Origin of the sequence: Pelistega ratti (assembly GCF_009833965.1) — a bacterium.
In the GTDB taxonomy this organism is placed as follows: Bacteria; Pseudomonadota; Gammaproteobacteria; order Burkholderiales; family Burkholderiaceae_B; genus Taylorella; species Taylorella ratti.
The window spans coordinates 1,211,137-1,231,549 of record NZ_CP047165.1; the positions used below are offsets into that span (position 1 = coordinate 1,211,137).

Below are 20,413 nucleotides of genomic sequence, written 5' to 3' on the forward strand. Positions count from 1 at the left end.
ATCAAAATCCCTTTTCTTCATTTAAAAATGTATCTTTATATTTGAAATCGTTATCTACACTAGAATCAATTTTTCTCTTTCACTATTATCAGTTACAATAAAACCCTTTTAAATTTAATGGTTTTTCAAGATATGAAAAAGTTTCTGACTTCCATATTTTCGCTGTTTATTTTATTTATTATCGCAGCGATTATATTCCTTAAATGGCCACTTCATAAGACCAGTATTCCTCCAGCAGAGAATGAAGAAGCCGTAGATGTTGTCATGGTAGGCGGTGGTATCATGAGTATGACACTCGCTACCTATTTACAAGAATTAGCCCCTGATTGGCAAATCCATGTCTTTGAACGTCTTGATCAGGTTGCCCTAGAAAGCTCAAACGGCTGGAACAATGCTGGGACAGGACACTCCGCCTTTGCTGAACTAAACTATACTCCTATGGTGAATGGTGAAGTTCCTACAACTCGCGCCGTTAATATTGCCGAGCAATTTGAAGTATCTCGCCAATTCTGGGCATATCAAGTACAACAAGGTGTGCTAGGTAACCCCCGTGATTTTATTAATCCTACGCCTCATATGAGTTTAGTTTGGGGGGATGAAAATATTGCATTCCTTAAAAAACGTTATGATGCCTTGATTAAAAATCCCCTCTTCTACGGAATGGAATTTTCTACAGATCAAGAGAAAATTAAAGAATGGGCTCCTTTAACAATGGAAGGTCGTGATCCTAACCAAAAAGTAGCCGCTACCTATATGCCACTCGGAAATGATGTTAATTTTGGCGTTATCACGACCCAATTAGCAGCAAACCTTCAGAAAAAAGACTCTTTCCATCTTCACCTTAAACATGAAGTCCGTGGTTTAGAGCAAAATGAAGATAAAACATGGAATGTCGCTGTTTATGATTTAAACACAAACACACAAAAAACCATTAAAGCAAAATTTGTCTTTATTGGTGCAGGTGGTGCGGCATTAAAAATGCTTCAACTTTCTGGTATTCCTGAAGCTAAAAACTACGCAGGCTTTCCTGTAGGTGGTCAGTTCCTCTATTTTGAAGAGCCTGAAATTGCTAATCGCCACCACGCTAAAGTCTATGGTCAGGCAGAAACAGGCGCTCCGCCTATGTCAGTACCACACTTAGATAGTCGCTACCTTGATGGAAAACGTGCCATTTTATTTGGGCCTTTTGCCTTATACAGCACCAAATTCCTTAAATCTGGCTCATGGTTCGACCTATTCTCATCCATGAATACCGATAATATCCTTGGTATGCTAACAGTAGGGGTGCATAATCTTGATCTTGTTAAATACCTTGTCGAACAAAATACCTTATCGATGGATGACCGACAAGCTGAACTTATCCGCTACTATCCTAATGCTAAACAAGCGGATTGGAAATTAATCACTGCTGGTCAGCGTGTTCAGATTATTAAAAAGCGTGAAGATGGCTCTTCTGTTCTACAATTTGGTACAGAAGTTGTCGTTGATCAAGATCGTACATTAGCTGCCTTATTGGGGGCTTCTCCTGGCGCATCAACCTCTCCTCCTATTATGCTAAAACTGATGGAACAAGTATTCCCTGTTCAAATGAAGCAAGACTGGGCGGAAAAAATTAAAACAATCATTCCTTCATACGGACAAAAAATTAATTCTAGTGCAGAATTAACCAATCAAATTCGTCGTATGACAAGTGATATACTACAACTACCTTATATTGATGTCCCTACACATCTAGGGCAAGAACCAGTAGTAGAACCTACACCAACAAGTGCTGCACCCTCTCGAAATTTAAACAATGAGATGCAAGCACCTTAAAGGGTAAGCATCAATTTTAGTAATGTTATCTTAAATAAAAACCTCTTATTTATCACAAATGAGAGGTTTTTTATTATTGAAGTGTACGCTGATAGATATTAAATCACCCGATACTCTTTATGTAAGGCTTTTTGCACAGCAGGTCTTGCTTCTATTTGTTTTGCCCAACGTAATAGATGAGTATATTGTTGAACATTTAAGAACTCTGCAGCCTCATACAAAGCCCCCAATACTAATCGTCCGTACCAAGGCCAAATAGCTATATCAGCAATACTATACTCATCACCACAAATAAAGGATTTATCCGCTAGGTGTTTATCCAATAAATCTAATTGACGTTTGGTTTCCATTGTAAATCGGTTAATTGGATACTCCAATTTTTCAGGAGCATACGCATAAAAGTGTCCAAAGCCACCACCTACGTAAGGCGCACTACCCATTTGCCAAAATAACCATGACAGGCAAGTTGTACGACCTGCTAACGTTGTAGGAATAAACACATTAAATTTATCCGCTAAATACAATAAGATCGCACCAGACTCAAAGACAGGCTGAGCTGGTTCTACAGAATAATCTTTTAAGGCAGGAATTTTTGAATTCGGATTAATAGCAACAAAATTACTTCCAAACTGATCCCCTTGAGAGATATTAATTTTATAAAGGTCATATTCAGCACCCGTAATCCCCTTTGCTAAAAGTTCCTCTAATAGCATAACCACTTTAATCCCATTAGGCGTACCCAAGGAATAAAGTTGAAGAGGCGCATTTCCTTTTGGTAGCGTTTGCTCAAAAGTAGCTCCTGCCGTAGGTCTATTGGTACTGGCAAACTGCCCACCATTTGGACTATCCCATTTCCATACTTTTGGCGGTGTATAGGCTTGTGTTGTCATCATCACTCCTTAATAATTAAAAATAATCGACTAACATCTGCTAGTCCTTAACAATATTGATACATCAACCTATATTAAACATACCATATAAAAAGTCCTATCTATCAAAGAATTCCCCCTTCATTACGCTCTCTTATTTATTGAATAGTTTTGATACAGTCATTTTGAAATCATATTGACCTATTTTCTATGCGATGACGATACGAACTATTATCTTCTTTTATTTATTAAAAAGAGATATACCTTCCTCTATTTTGTTGCTTGCTATTCTTAGAAAAGCATGAAAAAATACTATTTTCTGTTGATTCTGATTGATTATGCAGCATACACTCACGGCGGATAATTTACTTTCTACCTATAAAGCAATTACCAACATATTTTCATCTCAAACGATTTTCCCATCACACTATCAGCAGCATCAACATCTAGGCGATATTGCACATCTGTATAAGGCATTCTTTTTTGATGCCTTTGGTGTACTTAATATAGGGGAAAAAGCAATCCCTTTAGCTGTAGAACGTATTCAAGATTTAAGACAAAAGGGCAAAAAGCTTTTTATTGTTAGTAATGCCGCTAGTGTGACAAAAGATCAACTATATAAAAAATATACAACATTAGGATTTGATTTTACGCCTGAAGAAATTATCAGCAGTAGAGATGCACTTGCTGTCTATCTCCGTCAACACCCCGTTGAATATTTTGGTGTTATTGCCCCTCAACAGACTAATCTATCTGATTTACAAGGTTCATTTATTAATCTTCAAGAAAATACTGACTCTATCGATCAATTAAACGGTTTTTTACTCTTATCAAGCCAAGACTGGACAGCAACCCAACAACAGCAACTTATCCAAAGTTTACAAAAAAAGAAACGCCCTATTCTCTTGGCAAATCCTGACTTAGTTGCTCCACGAGAACATAACTTTTCTATAGAACCGGGATTGCTCGCCTACGATATTTGGAAAAAAACAGGGATTAAAGCACTCCCTTTTGGAAAACCCTATGCCAATATTTTTGACATTGCCAAAGCAAAGCTCCCTAAAGACATTCATCTCCAGCAGGTCTTAATGGTAGGTGATACTTTATTTACAGATGTCCTTGGTGGCTGTATGGCAGGTGTCAATACTGCTATGGTTACTGACAATGGGTTTGCCAGTATGATTGATTGGAAAAGTACAATTCAAGAAACAAAAATCTGTCCCAACCATATTATTCATTTTATTTAAGTTTCAAAATAAATATTAAGCACTTCATAAGGTGAATTTATGATTATTTACTCTACACTCACCTTATGAATATTATTAAAATCTAAGTATATCGATTAACTATTTACCCCAGAACCAGGCATACGCAAACGTTCACCTGTTCTAATAGATCGTTCTCCTAGATTATTTAATGCACGAATATCATCTACTGTTGTACCATAACGTTTAGCAAGCGAATACAAGGTTTCTCCTGCCAATACCGTGTGTACCATCGGTGAAGGGCTACGTTGTGCATACATCGCTGTACTAGCAGGTCTAACCATACCCGCTGATTGACGTGTTGAATAATCTGCTGTTATTGCCGTTGCTCTATCAACAGCATTAGTTGCTACTGTTCTAGCACCAGCCGCATTAGGCATATTGACTGATGAGCGAGCTACTAAACTACCAATCAAATCTTCTTGATCTGATGATGCTGTGCTCGCTCGCAAAGAAGGGGTTGGCACACTAGGTGTATTAGCAACTATCATACGATTTGCAGAAGTAGAAGGGTTTCCTAAACGAATAGCCGTATTGTTTTGACGTAGAGCAGGTGCTTCAGGCATATTGACTTGATTACTTGCTAACATCGTACCACTTGCTGCGATAGGATTTTGTATATCTCTAGTATCAATACCAGAAGGGGAAGCCGTTGGAGAAACCCCCGTACCTTTTGGCACAATCATTGTTTGATAGGCCACCGCATTTTGTTGTTTACGACCATAGCCATTTAATGACTTTAACTTATCTACTGAAATACCATGACGTTGTGCAATGCTTGCTAAAGACTCATTAGAAGATGGGGTATATCCTTGCCAAGAAGAAAGCTCCCCTTTATGTTTACTCAAGTTTTTCTTATATTGTTCTGCATTTTTCTTAGGTAAGAGAATACGAGGCTGATGTTGTGCAAGCATCACGGGGCGTTTATTTGATGAATTTAATAAACGAAACTCTTCTTCTGAAATCCCTGCAAGGCGAACGATCATACTCACATCAATATCTTTACTTTTGGGGACTTCCACAAAATACGGGGTATCTGGAATATTAGGTAAACTGATACCATATTTAGCAGGATTAGCAATAATCCGCTTAATCGCCATCAACTTAGGCACATAATTACGGGTTTCATCTGGCATACGTAAAGACAAATAGTCTGTCTGTAATCCTTGTGAAGCATTACGATCTCTTGCTCGGCGAACAGCCCCCTCACCCCAGTTATAAGAAGCTAAGGCTAAGTGCCAATCCCCCCCTTGAAATTCATAGAGGTATGATAAATAATCCAGTGCCGCTCGTGTCGAATGGACGGGATCTCGGCGTTCATCTTTCCACCAGTTTTGCGCTAATTTATAGTGCGTACCAGTACTCGGAATAAATTGCCATAATCCAGCGGCTTTAGAGCGTGATAGTGCCGTAATATTATAAGCACTCTCTACAAATGGTAAAAGTGCTAGCTCAGATGGCATACCGCGTTTTTCTAGTTCTTTAGCAATATAGTAAATATATGGACGTGAACGTTGTGCCATTAATTGAACAGATTGTGGGCGAGCAGCATAGTAATTAACCCAATAATCCACTTTAGGATCTTTTTTCAATTCAGGCATATCAAAGCCCTTACGTATGCGTTCCCATACATTGGCTTGTTGTCTATTCAATTCCGCATTCGCATGAGCAGAACGGTGGGATTTATGCGTTGATGCACAGCCCGTCATCACTACCGTTGCGACAATAACCGCATAACGTAAGATTTTCATCATATTCTCTAAAAACTATTTTTCCATTCACGCAAAGCTGCTAGCACCGCTTCAGGAGAAGATAAGGGATGCCCCTTATAGTGTTCAGCTGCACGCTTAATTTCACGCTGTTCAACCCTTAAAAAAGGATTAACATTTAACTCTCGAGCCAATGTTGTCGGAAGGGTTGGTAAACCTTGATTACGCAAAGCCTCTGCCTCTTGCTTCCACTGTTGTAAGACCTGATTATCAGGATCGACAACTTGTGCCCATTTAATATTTGATAATGTATATTCATGTGCACAAAACAACAAGCTATTTTCACTCATTTTTTTAAATTTATCAAGGCTTTGGAGCATTTGTCTAGAATTTCCTTCAAATAATCTTCCTGAACCACAAGAAAATAGCGTATCCCCACAAAAAATCATTGTTGGATAGTTCTCTGCCATCGCAATATAAGCCACATGATCAAGGGTATGACCAGGGACATTTAGGACATGAAAAGCAATCGGTATAAAGGGAGGGTTGATAATATCTCCCTCTTGCACATAATGATGAATTCCTTTAATACCAGATCCTTTAGGACCATATACCTTAGCACCCGTTTCATCTACTAAAGCAAGAACACCGCCTGTATGATCAGCATGGTGGTGTGTAATCAATATTTGTTGTAAATTTAGCTTATTTTCTTGTAAAAATAAGAGAACTGGCTCTTTTTGTCCAGGGTCAATCACACAAGCATTGTTGTTATAAATAATTATCCATATATAATTATCATTAAAAGCAGAAATAGGTTTAATTTGAATTCTCATATCAATAAGGCATCATTAATGGATAAAGCGTTAGCCCAGCAATTGTATCAATGGTTTAATACCGAATTAGGTAAATCTATTCTTCAGTACGAACAAGAAAAATTAAATGAAAAAATCAATAATTTATTTGGTTATCTTGCTGTACAACTCGGTATGCCATCTGTTGATTTTTTAGCAGAAAACCGTATCCGTCACAAATGGATTGTAGCAAGTTTTGATAATTCTTGTGCAACTTACCCTGCTCCTTATGTACAAGGGATAAGCGGTCGTATTCCCCTAGAAGACCACTCTACAGACCTTATTTTACTCCCTCATACACTTGAACTACATAAAAACCCGACTAAATTACTTGAAGATGTTCATCGTGTTTTAGTTCATAATGGCCATGCTGTTATCATTGGTTTTAATCCAAATCATCTATGGGGTTTGCGTCGTTTATACAAATCTGCAGCAACCAGCCCTATTCCATACCATCGCTTAATTTCCCAATATCGTATTAAAAACTGGTTTAAACTACTGGATTTTGAGATAGTGGATAATACCCAAAAAACAGATAAGAAACCATTAAAGTTAAACTATTGGCAATTTATTGCTAATAATCCGTGGCTGGCTAAGGAAGGGGCTTTTTATATTTTAGTTGCTAAAAAAAGAACCCTTGGTCTTCATCTGATTGGACCCGCACTCAAAAAAAATCAACATAAGAACATTATTGTCGTTACTCAACAGGTACATAAAAAATGAGTACAGAATTTATTGATATTTGGACTGATGGTGCTTGTAAAGGCAACCCGGGTCCTGGCGGATGGGGGGCTGTTTTACAATATGGCCCCCATACAAAAGAAATTTATGGCGGAGAAAAAGAGACCACCAATAACCGTATGGAAATGACAGCAGTTATTGAGGCATTAAAACTGCTTAAACGTCCTTGTAAAATCCGACTACATATTGATTCCCAATATGTTAAAAAGGGTATAACCGAATGGATAGAAAACTGGAAGAAAAAAGGTTGGAAAACCGCAGATAAAAAACCCGTCAAAAATCAAGAACTGTGGCAAGCACTTGATACACTACGCCAGCAACACGACATCACTTGGATTTGGGTAAAAGGACACGCTGGTGATGTAGGTAATGAAAGAGCAGATGCCTTGGCAAACCAAGGCATTGCTGAGCTAGCTTGATGATTTATTCAATACACCCTGCACGGCGAGCATGGACACGATAAGCATCTGCCGTGGTGTTTTCTTGATATTGCGCCAGAAAGTTTTCGCCTGGATTACGTTTAACCGTAGGACTTTTAATAATATGTCCCATAATTTGAGCACATTCTGCTGTTTTTGTCTCATCAACAGGAGCATGAGTACACGCTGCTAATAAAACAATAAGGGGAAATATAATTTTTTTCATTTATGCCTCTTTATACAAAAGATTTATCTATTTTACACGATTGTTTTTTGTAGTTGAGTAATTTTTATAGAATAGGGTTATCCTGTTTCAGAACAATCTATACCAAACTATATGACAAGAAATCATATCCTATTTCTACCTTCTATTTTTATCAATAAATAAAACTTATTATTACGTTAGCGTAACAATAAGGATTTAGCCCCCTTTGCTATTTCTTCTCCTATCCACTACAATACTCTTTTTTACTAAAAGATTAAACTCACCATGACAAAAGTAACGATTTACCATAATCCCAAGTGTAGCACTTCTCGTAATACCTTAGCCTTAGTTAGAGAAGCAGGGATTGAACCAACTATTATTGAATACCTCAAAAATCCTCTTGATAAAGCAGGTATCGTACAAATTCTTAAAGATTCTGGTCTTAGTGCCAAAGCCCTTATTCGTACAAAAGAAACGTTATATCAAACACTTAATTTAGATAACGCTACCGAAGAGCAACTTATTCAAGCTATGGTAGAGCATCCTGTCTTAATGAATCGTCCTATTGTTGTGACAGAAAAAGGAACACGCCTTGCTCGCCCAATTGAACTTGTCAAAGAGATTTTATAAACATAGCGGTATAAAATTTCTATTTTTAGAATAAAAGTATATTACCGCTCTTATACTTTGCTTAAGAAAACGAATACCTCTCTAAAGTATTCGTTTAACAAACAGTAGGATCTTTAAAGTACCATCGTTGAGCAATCTTAATAAAAGTAGAAACCTCATAATGTACTTTTAGCTCGCCCTCCTCTTGATAATAGGCTTCAAACGTTACTTTCGCCTGATGTGTCCCTTGTAAGTGTTTTGTTTGTATTACCTTTAATCCTTGCCAATCAGTTTGTATACTCCATTGTCGAATTGCCTCATAATCAAGCTGTTTTTGTTGAATCGGTAATGTAGTTTGAATAATATAATCAATCTGGTGTAATACATAAGCACTATAACGAGAACGCATAAGTTGCTCTGCTGCTTTAGGGAATTGCTGCCACAAATGAAACGGCTCACAACAGACAGTATATGGTTGATATGAACCACAAGGACATTGTTTAGACACGTTTTTTTCCTATTATTAAGACACGATACCTTATATTAAACCGATATATTTCAAAAGTGATATACCTAGATGCTACCTTAGTACCAATAGTCATCGTCTCTAATGACTTACCGTTTTTGAAAAAACATTGATAATAATAACACCTGCTAAGATAAAACCTAAACCAATGATAGCAGGTATATCTAATGTTTGTTTATATAAGAAATATCCGATAATAGCGAGTAGGACTATCCCTGCACCAGACCAAATAGCATAAGCAATACCAAGTGGAATTTGTCGTAAAGCAAGTGATAACATATAAAAACAAATAATATAGCTCATCACTGTTATTACACTTGCTCCTAATTTAGTAAATCCATTAGAAGCTTGTAAGGCAGAAGTAGCAATAATTTCAAAACAAATAGCTATCGCTAAATATACCCATGACATAAAATTCTCCAAAGAATAACCAAGCTCGTATTATAACCATTTTGCCCCTATTAATAATTTTTAGAAATGATATAGTTGCAAGGCACAAAAACTATCTCATCCTCATACTAAAAAAGGTAAACCTTCATAAAAGATTTACCTTTTAAGCAAATGATTCATTTATTGTTTTATATACTTCTACAATAAGGACGCATTTAATAAGTATATTATACACCAAATACTTTAAAACGTTCTTCGTCATTTAAGTATTCTTTTTGACCAGCTGCTGCTTCAATACTACCAAATGGCATTTGAGCACGTAGTTTCCAAGAGCTTGGGATACCCCATTGTTGAGCAACTACCTCATCAATTAGAGGATTGTAGTGTTGAATACTGGCACCAATACCTTTTTCAGCTAAAGCTACCCAAACTGCATATTGAGCAATACCACTTGCCTGTTCTGACCAAATAGGGAAATTCTCAGCATAAGGGGGAAATTGATTTTGGAGATTTTTAATGGTCTCTTGCTCTTCAAAGAAAAGAACAGTACCAAACCCAGCTTTGAATGCACCATTAATTTTTTGTTCAGTATTAGCAAAAGCATCTGCTGGTACAACATTACGAAGAATATCTAATGTAGTGTTCCAAAGTTTTTCATGTGCTTCACCAAATAACACAACAACACGCGAAGTTTGCGAATTAAATGCAGAAGGGGCTTCTTTTACCGTATTTTTAATCAGTTCAACAATTGCTGTTTTCTCTAATTGAACATTTTTCCCTAAAGCATAAATAGAACGGCGTTGTTTTTGTAAATCATAAAATGTTTGGCTCATCTTAGTTCCTTTTTAATAATCTATTTAAAAATTATCTCTGTTAAATAAACAGAAGTATTTTGCATGAATAGATAAATGAAATCAATAGTCTTATAAGGAACATATCATTAACTATTAGTTAATGATTAAACAATTTTATACGATTTAACTATCTACTTTTAGGGAAAAATTGTATAAACTTAGGTGTTAAATACACTAAATCATCCACTTTAAACGTGCTTGATACATCAGTTTGTACCTCAATAAAACGATAGGTACTCGGTTCTAAAATAGTTAAACGTAAAAAAGCACCGACATCATGAATATGTTTAATCACACCTTGTAGCATAGCCTCTTGCTTATCTTGAGAAATAGTCCATTGATACGGACGGATATAAGCCGTAACAGCTGTTCCTACTGGGGTATCAGATAATAAATGTTCTTTATCTAGCTTATAGCGATATTGTTTATAGCACCAAGTGTTATCCGCTATTATCTCCCCTTCAAAAGCATTTACCTCCCCAATAAACTCTGTAACAAATGCGGTTTTAGGCGAATGTTGTAATGTACTTGCATCACCAATTTGCTCAATATTACCATGGTTCATTACCACAATTTGATCTGATATTTCTAATGCTTCTTCTTGATCATGTGTCACCAATAAACTCGTAATATGTAGCTCTTGATGAATATCTCGTAACCATTGACGTAACTCTTTGCGTACCTTAGCATCTAAAGCACCAAAGGGTTCATCTAAAAGTAAGATTTTAGGTTCTACAGCAAGTGAACGAGCCAAGGCAACACGTTGCCGTTGTCCTCCCGATAACTGATGGGGTAAGGCATGAGCAACATGAGGTAGTTGAATAAGTTTGAGTAAATGATGTACTTTTTCACGAATTTCATCCTTAGAAGGACGTAATTTTCTCGGTAAAACATTTAAACCAAAAGCAATATTTTCAAAAACTGACATATGCCGAAATAAAGCATAGTTTTGAAACATAAACCCAATATGCCTATCTTGTACTTTTTGATGCGTTACATCTTGTTCATGTAGAAAAATTTGACCGCTATCCGCTGTTTCCAAACCGGCAATAATCCGTAAAAGCGTTGTTTTTCCACAGCCAGATGGCCCAAGCAAAGAGACCAAAGAGCCTGTTTTCACTTGTAAATCAATGTTCTTTAAGGCATGAAAATCACCAAAAAACTTATTAATCTGTTTAACTTCAATACTCATAATCTTTATTTTATTTGTTTAAATGGATAGTATCTTTTCGATGTTGAAGGTATGTGAGCAAATGCTGCAAAAGCAATGTCAGTAATGCTAAAAAGGCTAATAAACTGGCACAAGCAAATGCCCCAACAAAGTTATATTCGTTATAAAGGATCTCTACTTGCAAAGGTATTGTATTCGTTAAACCACGGATATGCCCTGATACTACACTAACAGCACCAAACTCACCCATTGCTCGTGCATTAGTAAGAATTAAGCCATACAAAAGTGCCCATTTTATATTTGGTAAGGTAACTTTCCAAAAAATTTTCCAAGCAGAAGCACCTAAAATTAATGCTGCCTGCTCTTCTTGATCACCTTGACTTTGCATAAGAGGGATAATCTCTCTTGCCACAAAAGGAAACGTAACAAACAAAGTCGCTAGTACAATACCGGGAACAGCAAAAATAACCTGAATACCATATGATTCTAACCATCCTCCAACATAACTATTTACGCCAAATAGCAACACAAACATAAGACCAGCTACGACAGGAGAGACGGCAAAGGGTAAATCTAATAAAGTGGTAAAAAACTGTTTTCCTCTAAAATCATAGCGTGTTAATAACCATGCTATCGCAATACCAATTACTGCATTTAAGGGGACAACAATCGCTGCTGTTAATAACGTTAGCTTAATAGCTGCTAAGGCATCAGGATCATTCAAAGCCGCCCAATATAAATCTAATCCTTTATTTAATGCCTCCGTAAAAATAGAAATAAGCGGAATAATCAACATCACTAAAAGGAATAGACAAACAACACCTATTAAACTATATTGCACCCATTTTGGCTCAGTTGCTTTATGGGACTGGGATACCGTTCTCATACTCTTGCCCCTAAACGTTTACTTAGTAACCATTGTGCTTTATTAAATATAAATAAAATCACAAAAGAAATTACCAACATAAAGAGAGCAATAGCTGAAGCCCCCTGTGTATCAAACATCTCTAATTTACTCGTAATAATGACAGGTAAAATTTCAGAACTAAAAGGAATATTCCCTGCAATAAAAATCACTGAACCATATTCACCGGTTGCTCGTGCAAATGCCATACCCGATCCCATCACCAAAGCAGGTAATAACTCAGGTAAAATCACTCTTCTAAAAATAGTTAAAGAACCGGCCCCCAATGTTTGAGCGGCTTCCTCAAACTCAACAGATAAATCTTCTAGCACTGGCTGAACTGCCCGAACAATAAAGGGTAAACTCACTACTACCAATGCTAACCAAATACCTATCGGCGTAAAGGCTATTTTAAAGTTAAACCATTTACCTAACCATCCATTAGGTGCATATAACGTTGCTAAGGCAATCCCTGTTACAGCTGTCGGTAAAGCAAAGGGTAAATCTACCAAGGCATTAATGAGTCCTTTTCCAAAAAATTGATACCGCACAATTACCCATGCAATTAATGTACCAAAAATTACATTCGTTAATACGGCTAAAAATGATATTTTCAATGTTAAATAAATAGCCGATAAAACTTGCGGATGAGTAATGGTTGAATAAAAAGTCTTCCATCCCATCCCCCAAGTGCTATACGCCAGCATAGCAAAGGGGATAACGACCATTAAAGAAAGGCTAAAGAGACTAATCCCAAAACTTAGACCAAATCCCGGTAATATGGCACGCGATTTTAAAAACATAAATATCAATCTGCGCTATTAAGGTTGCTGAATCTGGTCAAAAACACCACCATCAGCAAAATAGGTTTTCATAATCTCAGGCCATGAGCCAAAAACATCATTGGCACGGAAAGTTTCCATAGCAGGGAAGCGTTCTTTATATTTTGCTAAGATATCAGGATTACTCGGACGTAAATAAAGGCTAGCCGCTAACTCTTGTGCGGGTTCACTCCATAAATAATCAAGATATGCTTTTGCAATGTCGGCAGAACCCTTTTGTGCAACTACCGTATCCACAACAGCAACTGGATTTTCCGCTTTAATAGAGTATGTTGGATACACTAACTCAAATTCGTTTTCGCCAAATTCCTTAGCCGCCATATTCGCTTCATTTTCAAATGTTAATAATGCATCACCTATATTACGTTTTACAAATGTTGTTGTCGCAGCACGTCCGCCATTATCAAGCACAGGTACATTTTTAAATAAAGCTTTTACATATGCTTTTGCTTTATCATGATCATCATTATTTGCTTTAAGTGCAGCACTATATGCGGCTAAGAACGAATAGCGACCATTGCCTGATGTTTTGGGGTTAGCAATAATAACCTGTACCCCTTCTTTTGTCAGATCAGTCCAGTCTTGAATATTTTTAGGATTGCCTTTACGCACTAAAAAAACGGTTGCACTCGTAAAGGGTACCGCATGATTAGGAAATTCTTTATCCCAACCAGCGTGGATTAGTCCTTTACTTTCTAATAACTCAACATCAGAGCTTTGATTCATCGTGACAACATCTGCCTGTAAACCATTTGCCACACTTAATGCCTGCTTGCTTGATCCACCATGAGACTGTTGAATATTAAGCGTAGCCCCATTATGTTTAGCAGCATATTCTTTGAGAAAAAGAGGGTTATATTCTTTATAAAAATCACGCATCACATCGTAAGATACGTTTAAAAAATTTTTTTGAGCAGACTGTGCCACTACTGAGCCAACTAAGCTAGCACCAATCACTAATACAGAAAGCTTTTTTAGTAATGTCATTTATATATGTCCTAATAAAAGTTATTTTGAATAAAGAGACTATACAAAATTTCGAGCCTATTTGCTCAATTGATTTATTCTAATCTTATAATTTGCAGTTATATAAAATATTTTCTATTTTCTTATTTTAATATAAAATTAAGTGATATAGCGGAAAATAATACGTACAATTTTTCCTCTTATATCCTTAACCATGTCCTATTAATAAGGTTTTATATCACACTATTTTCATATACCCTATGACAGACTAATTACTAAAACTGATAAAAATCATTGTGTTTTATGAATAAAGTGATCTAAACTTTACAAGCAACTTATAACGATTTACCCTATTTTTATAGATACACTTAAATTTATCCTCTCAATAGAAAACCCACCTATTTCTAAGTGGGTTTTGGCAGCTAATCCGCTATAAAATCATCAAGAGATTATACAAACAACTTCCCAAAAGATTCATAAAGCGTTTTAATACTAAGTATTCCCATAGCAATTACCACTATCCAACCACTTAGTGTCATCCATACAGGGTGTTTATAGTTTCCAACAATATGATGATTACTTGCTGCTAATAAGATTAAACCTAGTGCAATCGGTAGAATAAAACCATTTAATGTTCCTACCAGTATTAAAACTTTTTCTGGTTTACCAATCGCTACCAATACAATTGTTGAAATCACAATAAAAGCAATAATCCATTGATTACGGTATTTTGCAACAACTGAACTAAAACCAGAGATAAAAGACACAGAAGTATAGGCAGCCCCAATGACTGAAGTAATAGATGCCGCCCAAATCACAATACCAAAAATGATTTTTCCTGCACTACCAGCTACATAAGCAAAAGGGGTTTCTGCAGGATTTCCTGCGTTTAATGCAATCCCCTTACTAACGACACCCAATACAGCTAAAAAGAGAATAACACGCATGATAGAAGCAATCAAAATTGCCGTAACCGAACTGCGGCTGACTTCAGGTAATGCTCTTTCTCCTTGAATACCTGCATCTAATAAACGATGGGCTCCTGCAAAAGTAATATAGCCCCCTACCGTTCCGCCTACCAAGGTAACAATAGTGATGGGATTAATTTGTTCAGGGATAAAGGTACGATGAAGTGCATCTGCTACAGGTGGATCTGTTTTAAACATCACATAAAGCGTTAAGGCAATCATCACAAAACCCATTAATTGCGCAAAACGATCCATTACAATACCCGCTTCTTTTCGTAAGAAAACTAGGATTGCCACAATACCACTAATCACTGCCCCCAATTCAGGAGAGAGTCCAAAAATAGAATTTAATCCTAATCCTGCTCCACCCACATTACCAATATTAAAGGCTAAACCACCCATGACAACTAAAGCAGAAAGAAAATAACCAGCACCGGGAAACACCGTATTTGCAATTTCTTGTGCACGCTTACCCGATACAACAATAATTCGCCAAATATTTAGCTGAGCCCCAATATCTAATAAAATAGAGATTAAAATTACAAAACCAAAACTAGCTAATAACTCATTCGTAAAAGTAGCCGTTTGTGTTAAAAACCCTGGGCCAATTGCTGATGTCGCCATCAGAAAAGCAGCACCTAGCACCGCATTACGGCGTTGAGAGCCTGATGACATAAAAATACCTCCGTAAATTAAATAAATCCTATCGTTTCACTACGCTGTAATAACAATATGATGTTTTTGTAATTCCGCTACGATTCGTTGTGCAAAAAGTAAGGAATGCTCATTATCGCCATGTAGGCAAATACTATCTGCCTTAACAGGAACAAAACTTCCATCTATCGCTCGAACCTTTTCTTCCATCACCATCTGTAGCACTTGTGTAATAGCCTCTTCATCTGATTCAACCATTGCATTAGGTTGATTGCGTGGCACTAATGAACCATCTGGCATATAGTGACGATCAGCAAATACTTCTGAAATAGTGGCTAAGCCCTCTTCTTCTGCAACACGCAACATCAGACTCCCCGCCAATCCCATCAGTTTTAATTGAGGGTTAAATTGTTGAATTGTTCTGACAATTAATTGTGATAATGCGGTATCTTTTGCTGCTTGGTTATACAATGCACCATGTGGTTTAACATAGCTAATCGCTATTCCTTGTGCATCCGCAATCGCTTTTAAAGCTCCTAACTGATACCTCAAATACGCCATTAATGCTTGAGGTGCTAGTTGCATCGCCGTACGCCCAAAATTTTCCCGATCAGGAAAACTTGGATGCGCACCTATACGAACATTATTTTCTTTAGCAAATTTCACTGCTTTGTGCATTTCTACTGCATTTCCAGCATGAAGACCACAGGCAATATTGGCAGATGACAATAATTTTAATAATGCCTCATCATAGGGAAACCCTTCTGCAATATCTGCATTTAAATCAATACGTTTCATCAACAATACTCCTTATCTGATCAAGATAAACATCATTTTTACGACGTAATTTTGCGGCTTGTGCTAAATCAACTGCCTCAAACTGAATAGCAGTGCCTAGTCGTACTTGAGCAAGTGCACCAAGGTCTGCATCAATCACATGAGCAATTTTGGGGTAACCACCTGTTGTTTGTGCATCTGCCATTAGAATAATAGGCTGCCCATTAGGAGGAACCTGAACACTCCCAAACTGAATAGCATGAGACAACATTTCAAGCGGTTTTTCAAGATTTAATACTGCCCCCTGAAAACGATACCCCATTCGATCACTATTACTTTGTAGTGTCCATTTTGTTTGCCACCAATTATATTGTGACTTACGCGTAAACGCTTGATATTCCGAAGAAGGTAAAGCATAAATCGTATTTTTTAATGGAATAGGTGCAATACCTACTTTTTGCAATAAAAGACCATCATTTTTTGTGAGAAGCTGATCGCCAACAGCTAAAATCCGTCCATTGATTCCCCCTAATTTGGCACGAACATCGGTACTACAAGAATTCAACTCTTTGGGAATATCAAATCCACCACGGACACATAGGTAGCCATACATCCCAATTTTGGCATGATGTAACTTGAGCACTTGCCCTGCTTTTGCCTGATAACGCCAATAAGTAAAAATAGGTTCATCATCAAGGGTCATCTCATAAAAAGCACCCGTTACACAGAAACTGATTGCTTCATGAAACTTTAAGCTAATACCACCAAGAGGCACTTCAATCGCAGGCGTATTTTCTTCATTACCTAATAATAAATTACCGGCTTTAAGTGCCAATTTATCCATTGCACCACATTGGCTAATACCAAACTCTCGTAAGCCAAACCGTCCAATATCCTGAATAGTTGCACGAGAAGATACTGCTAATACTTCCATCATAATTCAATACGCTCCACAACAAATTTTACCGTATCACCTGCTTGTAATAATGTTGGTTTTTCTCGAGTTTTATCAAAGAGAGCTTGTTCAGTATGCCCAATTAATTGCCATCCCCCTGGTGAGGCAAAAGGATAAATACCCGTTTGAGCCCCTCCTATTCCCACAGAGCCAGCAGGCACTTCTGTACGAGGATTGGCACGTCTTGGCGTATGTAATGACTCAGGTAAACCACCTAAATAAGGAAACCCAGGTTGAAAACCAATCATATAAACTGTATAAGTAGGTGCTGTATGTCGATCAATAATTTCTTGTGGTGAGCAATGATGATACTCAGCAACCTCTATAAGATCCTGACCGACTTCACCCCCATAAATAACAGGGATTTCGATATGATTTCCTTGAAAAGTATTAACCGTTAATGTTTGCCATGATTGTTCTAAACGTTGAATCAGTGGTGTGAAATCTGTCATAAAATCCATAAAAACGGTGAGATTATTCATACCCACAACAACTTCAACGATATCTTCTTCCTGTTGTAGCTGATGTGCAAACGCCCATAAACGGCGTTGTTGATCTAGCGTAGCCGGTGGGGGTAAAACACAGACAACCGCTGATTCACTAATAGGAGTAATATGCATACAATTTTCCTCATATTGTTATTTTTTGTCATACATTCTCTTTGAAGACCAGTATTGTTGTCAATAATTTTGCATAAACCTAAGGAAAACCCTAATACTAAACACAAATTGAATAACACGACAAAAAATACCTATTATCGGCATGATAATAGGTACTTATAGAAAGTTTTTGATGTTTTAAACAAAAACTACTTATTTAACATATGCTTTAGTTTCTTATCTGTTTCATATTGGTTTAGTGCATAAACCGACCATAATGCAGCTGGAATCCAACCAATTAATGTCAATTGAAGAATTAAACATAAAATACCCGAAAAAGGTCTGCCAATAGTAAAAAATTGCAACCACGGCAAAAATATCGCTAGAATTAAACGCATATCAATACTCCTAAAAATATAGTAGAGATTTTCATTCAAAAAAAGTAATTTTTAATTAAGCTATTCACTCAATACACGATGGACGGCTTTTTTCCATAAAGAAAGTCTATTCATTCGCTCATCTTCACTCATCACAGGTTCAAAGCAACGATCTAATTGCCACATAGAAGACAAATCACTTTCTGTAAAAAAACCACAGCTTAAACCTGCTAGTTTAACCGCACCAAAAGCGGTTGTTTCTGTTAAAGTGGGGCGTAGCACTGGAACGCCCAAAATATCCGCTTGGAATTGCATTAATAAATTATTCGCACTTGCTCCCCCATCAACCCTTAATTCTGTTAAAGGGGTTGGTGCATCTTGTTGCATCGCATGAAGTACATCTGCCACCTGAAAAGCAATGGCTTCAAGTGCAGCACGAGCAATATGGGCTTTTTGCGTTCCCCTGCTTAATCCACTAATACTTGCTAAAGCATCTGCTCGCCAGTACGGCGCACCTAATCCTGTGAAAGCAGGAACAAGCACAACTCCATCCGTATGATCAACCTGAGCAGCAAGACTTTCCACCTCTGCACTTTCCTTAATAAAACCTAAATTATCTCGTAGCCATTGCACAATAGCACCAGCCATAAATACACTACCTTCCAATGCATATTGTGTAGGCTTACCTTTCTGTTTCCAAGCAACCGTACTCAATAACTGATGACGACTTTTAATCACTTGATCGCCTGTATTTAACAGCATAAAGCAACCCGTACCATAGGTATTTTTAGCTAATCCTGCTTGATGACAATCATGACCAAATAAAGAAGCCTGTTGATCCCCTACCGCAGCAAAAATAGGAATACGAGTACCAAACAATGCTGTATCAGTATAAGCAATTTCTTGCCCTGACGGTACAATTGACGGCAAGAGTGAAATAGGAATTTTAAAGAGCGAGAGAAGTGGTAAAGACCATTCTTGTTGATGAATATCCATCAGCATTGTTCGAGAGGCGTTGGAAACATCTGTCACATGAATACCTCCTTGAGTAAGATTCCAGATAAGCCAACTATCTATCGTACCAAATGCTAATTCACCTTTTTCAGCCAACTCTCTTGCTTGGGGAATCGCATCTAAGATCCACATGAGTTTGCTTGCACTAAAATAAGGATCTATCATCAATCCAGTAATATGCTGAATATGGGCAGAATGTCCTTTATCATGCAGTTGCTGACAAACTACAGACGTTCGGCGATCTTGCCATACAATCGCAGGGGCAATAGGTTTGCCTGTTTTCCTATGCCATACTACCGTTGTTTCTCGTTGATTAGCAATACCAATTGCTTTTATATCTGAAACGGTAATATCTCCCTTTTTCAATACATCACGAATGGTTTGTAATTGAGATAACCATAACTCTTCTGCATCTTGTTCTACCCATCCTGCGTAAGGTGTTGTAATATGGATAGGGTATTGTGCACTCGCCACTACCTTACCCTCTTGGTCAAAAAGAATACTACGGCTAGATGTTGTGCCTTGATCAAGTGCTAATAAATAAGACATTTTATGATGACTACTCACTAAAAATTACTATTCCCTGAGTTTAACCCAGATTATGCATGAGAAAAGTTTATTCTTACTGAATCCATCATCTATTATCATTAAAACCGTAGTACATAATAAACGACATAGGCACTTTCTAATAGCAGCATTTTATATGAGATAAATATAAAGCATACTTTTTTATTCTATTTGCAAAGGTTTAGTTTACACATCAAGTAAACTTACTTTCATAAAATCAACCATACCTATCCACTCAACTAGTAACGTAGTAAAGAGACTTTTTATAAAATACTTTTCATTAAAGCCTACCTTTTTAATGATAATGCTAGAATAGTACTCCTATTTAATGATATATTCACTCACTATTTTACTTTTTATATGGGG

22 protein-coding genes are annotated in these 20,413 nt (G+C 37.0%); 5 read left to right on the plus strand and 17 right to left on the minus strand.

The features are described 5' to 3' along the window. Window positions 1–132 precede the first annotated feature (132 nt). Window positions 133–1,815, plus strand: a complete 1,683-nt coding sequence (mqo, locus tag F9B76_RS05175; protein WP_159991152.1) for a malate dehydrogenase (quinone) — start codon at window positions 133–135, stop codon at window positions 1,813–1,815. A 98-nt stretch (window positions 1,816–1,913) separates the two neighbouring features. Here the strand turns inward: mqo and yghU are convergent, their stop codons facing one another. After that, entirely contained in the window at window positions 1,914–2,708 is a 795-nt protein-coding gene (gene yghU, locus F9B76_RS05180; RefSeq protein ID WP_201289278.1) for a glutathione-dependent disulfide-bond oxidoreductase, read from the minus strand. Window positions 2,709–3,022: 314 nt separating this feature from the next. Between yghU and F9B76_RS05185 the strand changes: the two genes are divergently transcribed. Continuing rightward, window positions 3,023–3,931 (plus strand): HAD-IIA family hydrolase, encoded by a 909-nt coding sequence (locus F9B76_RS05185; RefSeq protein WP_159991153.1) that lies wholly within the window; start codon window positions 3,023–3,025, stop codon window positions 3,929–3,931. Window positions 3,932–4,026: 95 nt separating this feature from the next. Here the strand turns inward: F9B76_RS05185 and F9B76_RS05190 are convergent, their stop codons facing one another. Together F9B76_RS05190 and gloB are read right to left on the minus strand one after the other, a co-directional pair. Continuing rightward, entirely contained in the window at window positions 4,027–5,703 is a 1,677-nt protein-coding gene (locus F9B76_RS05190; RefSeq protein WP_243140608.1) for a lytic transglycosylase, read from the minus strand. Window positions 5,704–5,708: 5 nt separating this feature from the next. Then, window positions 5,709–6,491, minus strand: coding sequence for a hydroxyacylglutathione hydrolase (gene gloB, locus F9B76_RS05195; RefSeq protein WP_159991154.1), 783 nt, complete (start codon window positions 6,489–6,491; stop codon window positions 5,709–5,711). Window positions 6,492–6,509: 18 nt separating this feature from the next. Here gloB and F9B76_RS05200 point away from each other — a divergent pair, with 18 nt between their 5' ends. Both F9B76_RS05200 and rnhA read left to right on the plus strand, forming a co-directional pair. Next, the gene (locus tag F9B76_RS05200) at window positions 6,510–7,232 is read left to right on the plus strand and encodes a class I SAM-dependent methyltransferase (RefSeq protein ID WP_159991155.1); all 723 of its coding nucleotides are present in this window, start codon (window positions 6,510–6,512) and stop codon (window positions 7,230–7,232) included. Next, complete coding sequence (gene rnhA / locus F9B76_RS05205; protein WP_159991156.1) at window positions 7,229–7,669, plus strand: ribonuclease HI; 441 nt, start codon at window positions 7,229–7,231, stop codon at window positions 7,667–7,669. The genes F9B76_RS05200 and rnhA overlap by 4 nt, the downstream gene beginning before the upstream one ends. A 4-nt stretch (window positions 7,670–7,673) precedes the next feature. Here the strand turns inward: rnhA and F9B76_RS05210 are convergent, their stop codons facing one another. Then, on the minus strand, window positions 7,674–7,895 hold the full coding sequence (locus F9B76_RS05210) for a hypothetical protein (protein WP_159991157.1): 222 nt from the start codon (window positions 7,893–7,895) through the stop codon (window positions 7,674–7,676). Between the two features lie 264 nt (window positions 7,896–8,159). On the opposite strand from F9B76_RS05210, the gene arsC reads away from it, so the two are divergent. Continuing rightward, on the plus strand, window positions 8,160–8,504 hold the full coding sequence (gene arsC / locus F9B76_RS05215; RefSeq protein ID WP_159991158.1) for an arsenate reductase (glutaredoxin): 345 nt from the start codon (window positions 8,160–8,162) through the stop codon (window positions 8,502–8,504). 94 nt (window positions 8,505–8,598) lie between these two features. Here the strand turns inward: arsC and F9B76_RS05220 are convergent, their stop codons facing one another. The 13 genes from F9B76_RS05220 to glpK all read right to left on the minus strand — a co-directional run bounded on the left by F9B76_RS05220 (window position 8,599) and on the right by glpK (window position 20,029). Continuing rightward, on the minus strand, window positions 8,599–8,991 hold the full coding sequence (locus F9B76_RS05220; protein ID WP_159991159.1) for a YchJ family protein: 393 nt from the start codon (window positions 8,989–8,991) through the stop codon (window positions 8,599–8,601). A 99-nt stretch (window positions 8,992–9,090) separates the two neighbouring features. Next, on the minus strand, window positions 9,091–9,420 hold the full coding sequence (locus F9B76_RS05225) for a DMT family transporter (protein ID WP_159991160.1): 330 nt from the start codon (window positions 9,418–9,420) through the stop codon (window positions 9,091–9,093). Window positions 9,421–9,626: 206 nt separating this feature from the next. Further along, the gene (locus F9B76_RS05230; protein ID WP_159991161.1) at window positions 9,627–10,232 is read right to left on the minus strand and encodes a nitroreductase family protein; all 606 of its coding nucleotides are present in this window, start codon (window positions 10,230–10,232) and stop codon (window positions 9,627–9,629) included. Window positions 10,233–10,380: 148 nt separating this feature from the next. Beyond that, complete coding sequence (locus F9B76_RS05235; RefSeq protein WP_159991162.1) at window positions 10,381–11,445, minus strand: sulfate/molybdate ABC transporter ATP-binding protein; 1,065 nt, start codon at window positions 11,443–11,445, stop codon at window positions 10,381–10,383. A gap of 10 nt (window positions 11,446–11,455) precedes the next feature. After that, window positions 11,456–12,310: a sulfate ABC transporter permease subunit CysW gene (gene cysW / locus F9B76_RS05240; protein WP_159991163.1), complete on the minus strand. Its 855-nt coding sequence runs from the start codon at window positions 12,308–12,310 to the stop codon at window positions 11,456–11,458. Further along, a complete protein-coding gene (gene cysT / locus F9B76_RS05245; protein WP_159991164.1) occupies window positions 12,307–13,131 on the minus strand; it encodes a sulfate ABC transporter permease subunit CysT in 825 nt (274 codons plus the stop codon). Before cysT ends, cysW begins: the two co-directional genes overlap by 4 nt. Window positions 13,132–13,149: 18 nt before the next feature. Continuing rightward, a complete protein-coding gene (locus F9B76_RS05250) occupies window positions 13,150–14,157 on the minus strand; it encodes a sulfate ABC transporter substrate-binding protein (RefSeq protein WP_159991165.1) in 1,008 nt (335 codons plus the stop codon). Between the two features lie 428 nt (window positions 14,158–14,585). Continuing rightward, on the minus strand, window positions 14,586–15,779 hold the full coding sequence (locus tag F9B76_RS05255) for an NRAMP family divalent metal transporter (protein WP_159991166.1): 1,194 nt from the start codon (window positions 15,777–15,779) through the stop codon (window positions 14,586–14,588). A 39-nt stretch (window positions 15,780–15,818) separates the two neighbouring features. Then, window positions 15,819–16,556 carry a 5-oxoprolinase subunit PxpA gene (pxpA, locus tag F9B76_RS05260; protein ID WP_159991167.1) on the minus strand — a complete coding sequence of 246 codons (738 nt, stop codon included), beginning with the start codon at window positions 16,554–16,556 and terminating at the stop codon, window positions 15,819–15,821. Then, entirely contained in the window at window positions 16,543–17,472 is a 930-nt protein-coding gene (locus tag F9B76_RS05265; RefSeq protein WP_159991168.1) for a 5-oxoprolinase/urea amidolyase family protein, read from the minus strand. Before F9B76_RS05265 ends, pxpA begins: the two co-directional genes overlap by 14 nt. Continuing rightward, window positions 17,469–18,110, minus strand: coding sequence for a 5-oxoprolinase subunit PxpB (gene pxpB / locus F9B76_RS05270; RefSeq protein ID WP_159991169.1), 642 nt, complete (start codon window positions 18,108–18,110; stop codon window positions 17,469–17,471). Before pxpB ends, F9B76_RS05265 begins: the two co-directional genes overlap by 4 nt. A gap of 188 nt (window positions 18,111–18,298) precedes the next feature. Further along, window positions 18,299–18,487 (minus strand): YqaE/Pmp3 family membrane protein, encoded by a 189-nt coding sequence (locus F9B76_RS05275; protein ID WP_159991170.1) that lies wholly within the window; start codon window positions 18,485–18,487, stop codon window positions 18,299–18,301. A 60-nt stretch (window positions 18,488–18,547) separates the two neighbouring features. Next, window positions 18,548–20,029, minus strand: coding sequence for a glycerol kinase GlpK (glpK, locus tag F9B76_RS05280; protein ID WP_159991171.1), 1,482 nt, complete (start codon window positions 20,027–20,029; stop codon window positions 18,548–18,550). Between the last annotated feature and the right edge of the window lie 384 nt (window positions 20,030–20,413).

Excerpts from the sequence above, each read along its gene's own strand:
- arsC (WP_159991158.1), top strand. The coding sequence starts at position 8,160 with ATGACAAAAGTAACGATTTACCATAATCCCAAGTGTAGCACTTCTCGT.
- rnhA (WP_159991156.1), top strand. The coding sequence starts at position 7,229 with ATGAGTACAGAATTTATTGATATTTGGACTGATGGTGCTTGTAAAGGC.
- cysT (WP_159991164.1), bottom strand. The coding sequence starts at position 13,131 with ATGTTTTTAAAATCGCGTGCCATATTACCGGGATTTGGTCTAAGTTTT.
- F9B76_RS05265 (WP_159991168.1), bottom strand. The coding sequence starts at position 17,472 with ATGATGGAAGTATTAGCAGTATCTTCTCGTGCAACTATTCAGGATATT.
- F9B76_RS05250 (WP_159991165.1), bottom strand. The coding sequence starts at position 14,157 with ATGACATTACTAAAAAAGCTTTCTGTATTAGTGATTGGTGCTAGCTTA.
- F9B76_RS05255 (WP_159991166.1), bottom strand. The coding sequence starts at position 15,779 with ATGTCATCAGGCTCTCAACGCCGTAATGCGGTGCTAGGTGCTGCTTTT.
- F9B76_RS05225 (WP_159991160.1), bottom strand. The coding sequence starts at position 9,420 with ATGTCATGGGTATATTTAGCGATAGCTATTTGTTTTGAAATTATTGCT.
- F9B76_RS05275 (WP_159991170.1), bottom strand. The coding sequence starts at position 18,487 with ATGCGTTTAATTCTAGCGATATTTTTGCCGTGGTTGCAATTTTTTACT.
- gloB (WP_159991154.1), bottom strand. The coding sequence starts at position 6,491 with ATGAGAATTCAAATTAAACCTATTTCTGCTTTTAATGATAATTATATA.
- F9B76_RS05230 (WP_159991161.1), bottom strand. The coding sequence starts at position 10,232 with ATGAGCCAAACATTTTATGATTTACAAAAACAACGCCGTTCTATTTAT.
- cysW (WP_159991163.1), bottom strand. The coding sequence starts at position 12,310 with ATGAGAACGGTATCCCAGTCCCATAAAGCAACTGAGCCAAAATGGGTG.
- mqo (WP_159991152.1), top strand. The coding sequence starts at position 133 with ATGAAAAAGTTTCTGACTTCCATATTTTCGCTGTTTATTTTATTTATT.
- yghU (WP_201289278.1), bottom strand. The coding sequence starts at position 2,708 with ATGATGACAACACAAGCCTATACACCGCCAAAAGTATGGAAATGGGAT.
- F9B76_RS05210 (WP_159991157.1), bottom strand. The coding sequence starts at position 7,895 with ATGAAAAAAATTATATTTCCCCTTATTGTTTTATTAGCAGCGTGTACT.
- F9B76_RS05190 (WP_243140608.1), bottom strand. The coding sequence starts at position 5,703 with ATGATGAAAATCTTACGTTATGCGGTTATTGTCGCAACGGTAGTGATG.
- F9B76_RS05200 (WP_159991155.1), top strand. The coding sequence starts at position 6,510 with ATGGATAAAGCGTTAGCCCAGCAATTGTATCAATGGTTTAATACCGAA.
- pxpB (WP_159991169.1), bottom strand. The coding sequence starts at position 18,110 with ATGCATATTACTCCTATTAGTGAATCAGCGGTTGTCTGTGTTTTACCC.
- F9B76_RS05235 (WP_159991162.1), bottom strand. The coding sequence starts at position 11,445 with ATGAGTATTGAAGTTAAACAGATTAATAAGTTTTTTGGTGATTTTCAT.
- glpK (WP_159991171.1), bottom strand. The coding sequence starts at position 20,029 with ATGTCTTATTTATTAGCACTTGATCAAGGCACAACATCTAGCCGTAGT.
- F9B76_RS05185 (WP_159991153.1), top strand. The coding sequence starts at position 3,023 with ATGCAGCATACACTCACGGCGGATAATTTACTTTCTACCTATAAAGCA.
- pxpA (WP_159991167.1), bottom strand. The coding sequence starts at position 16,556 with ATGAAACGTATTGATTTAAATGCAGATATTGCAGAAGGGTTTCCCTAT.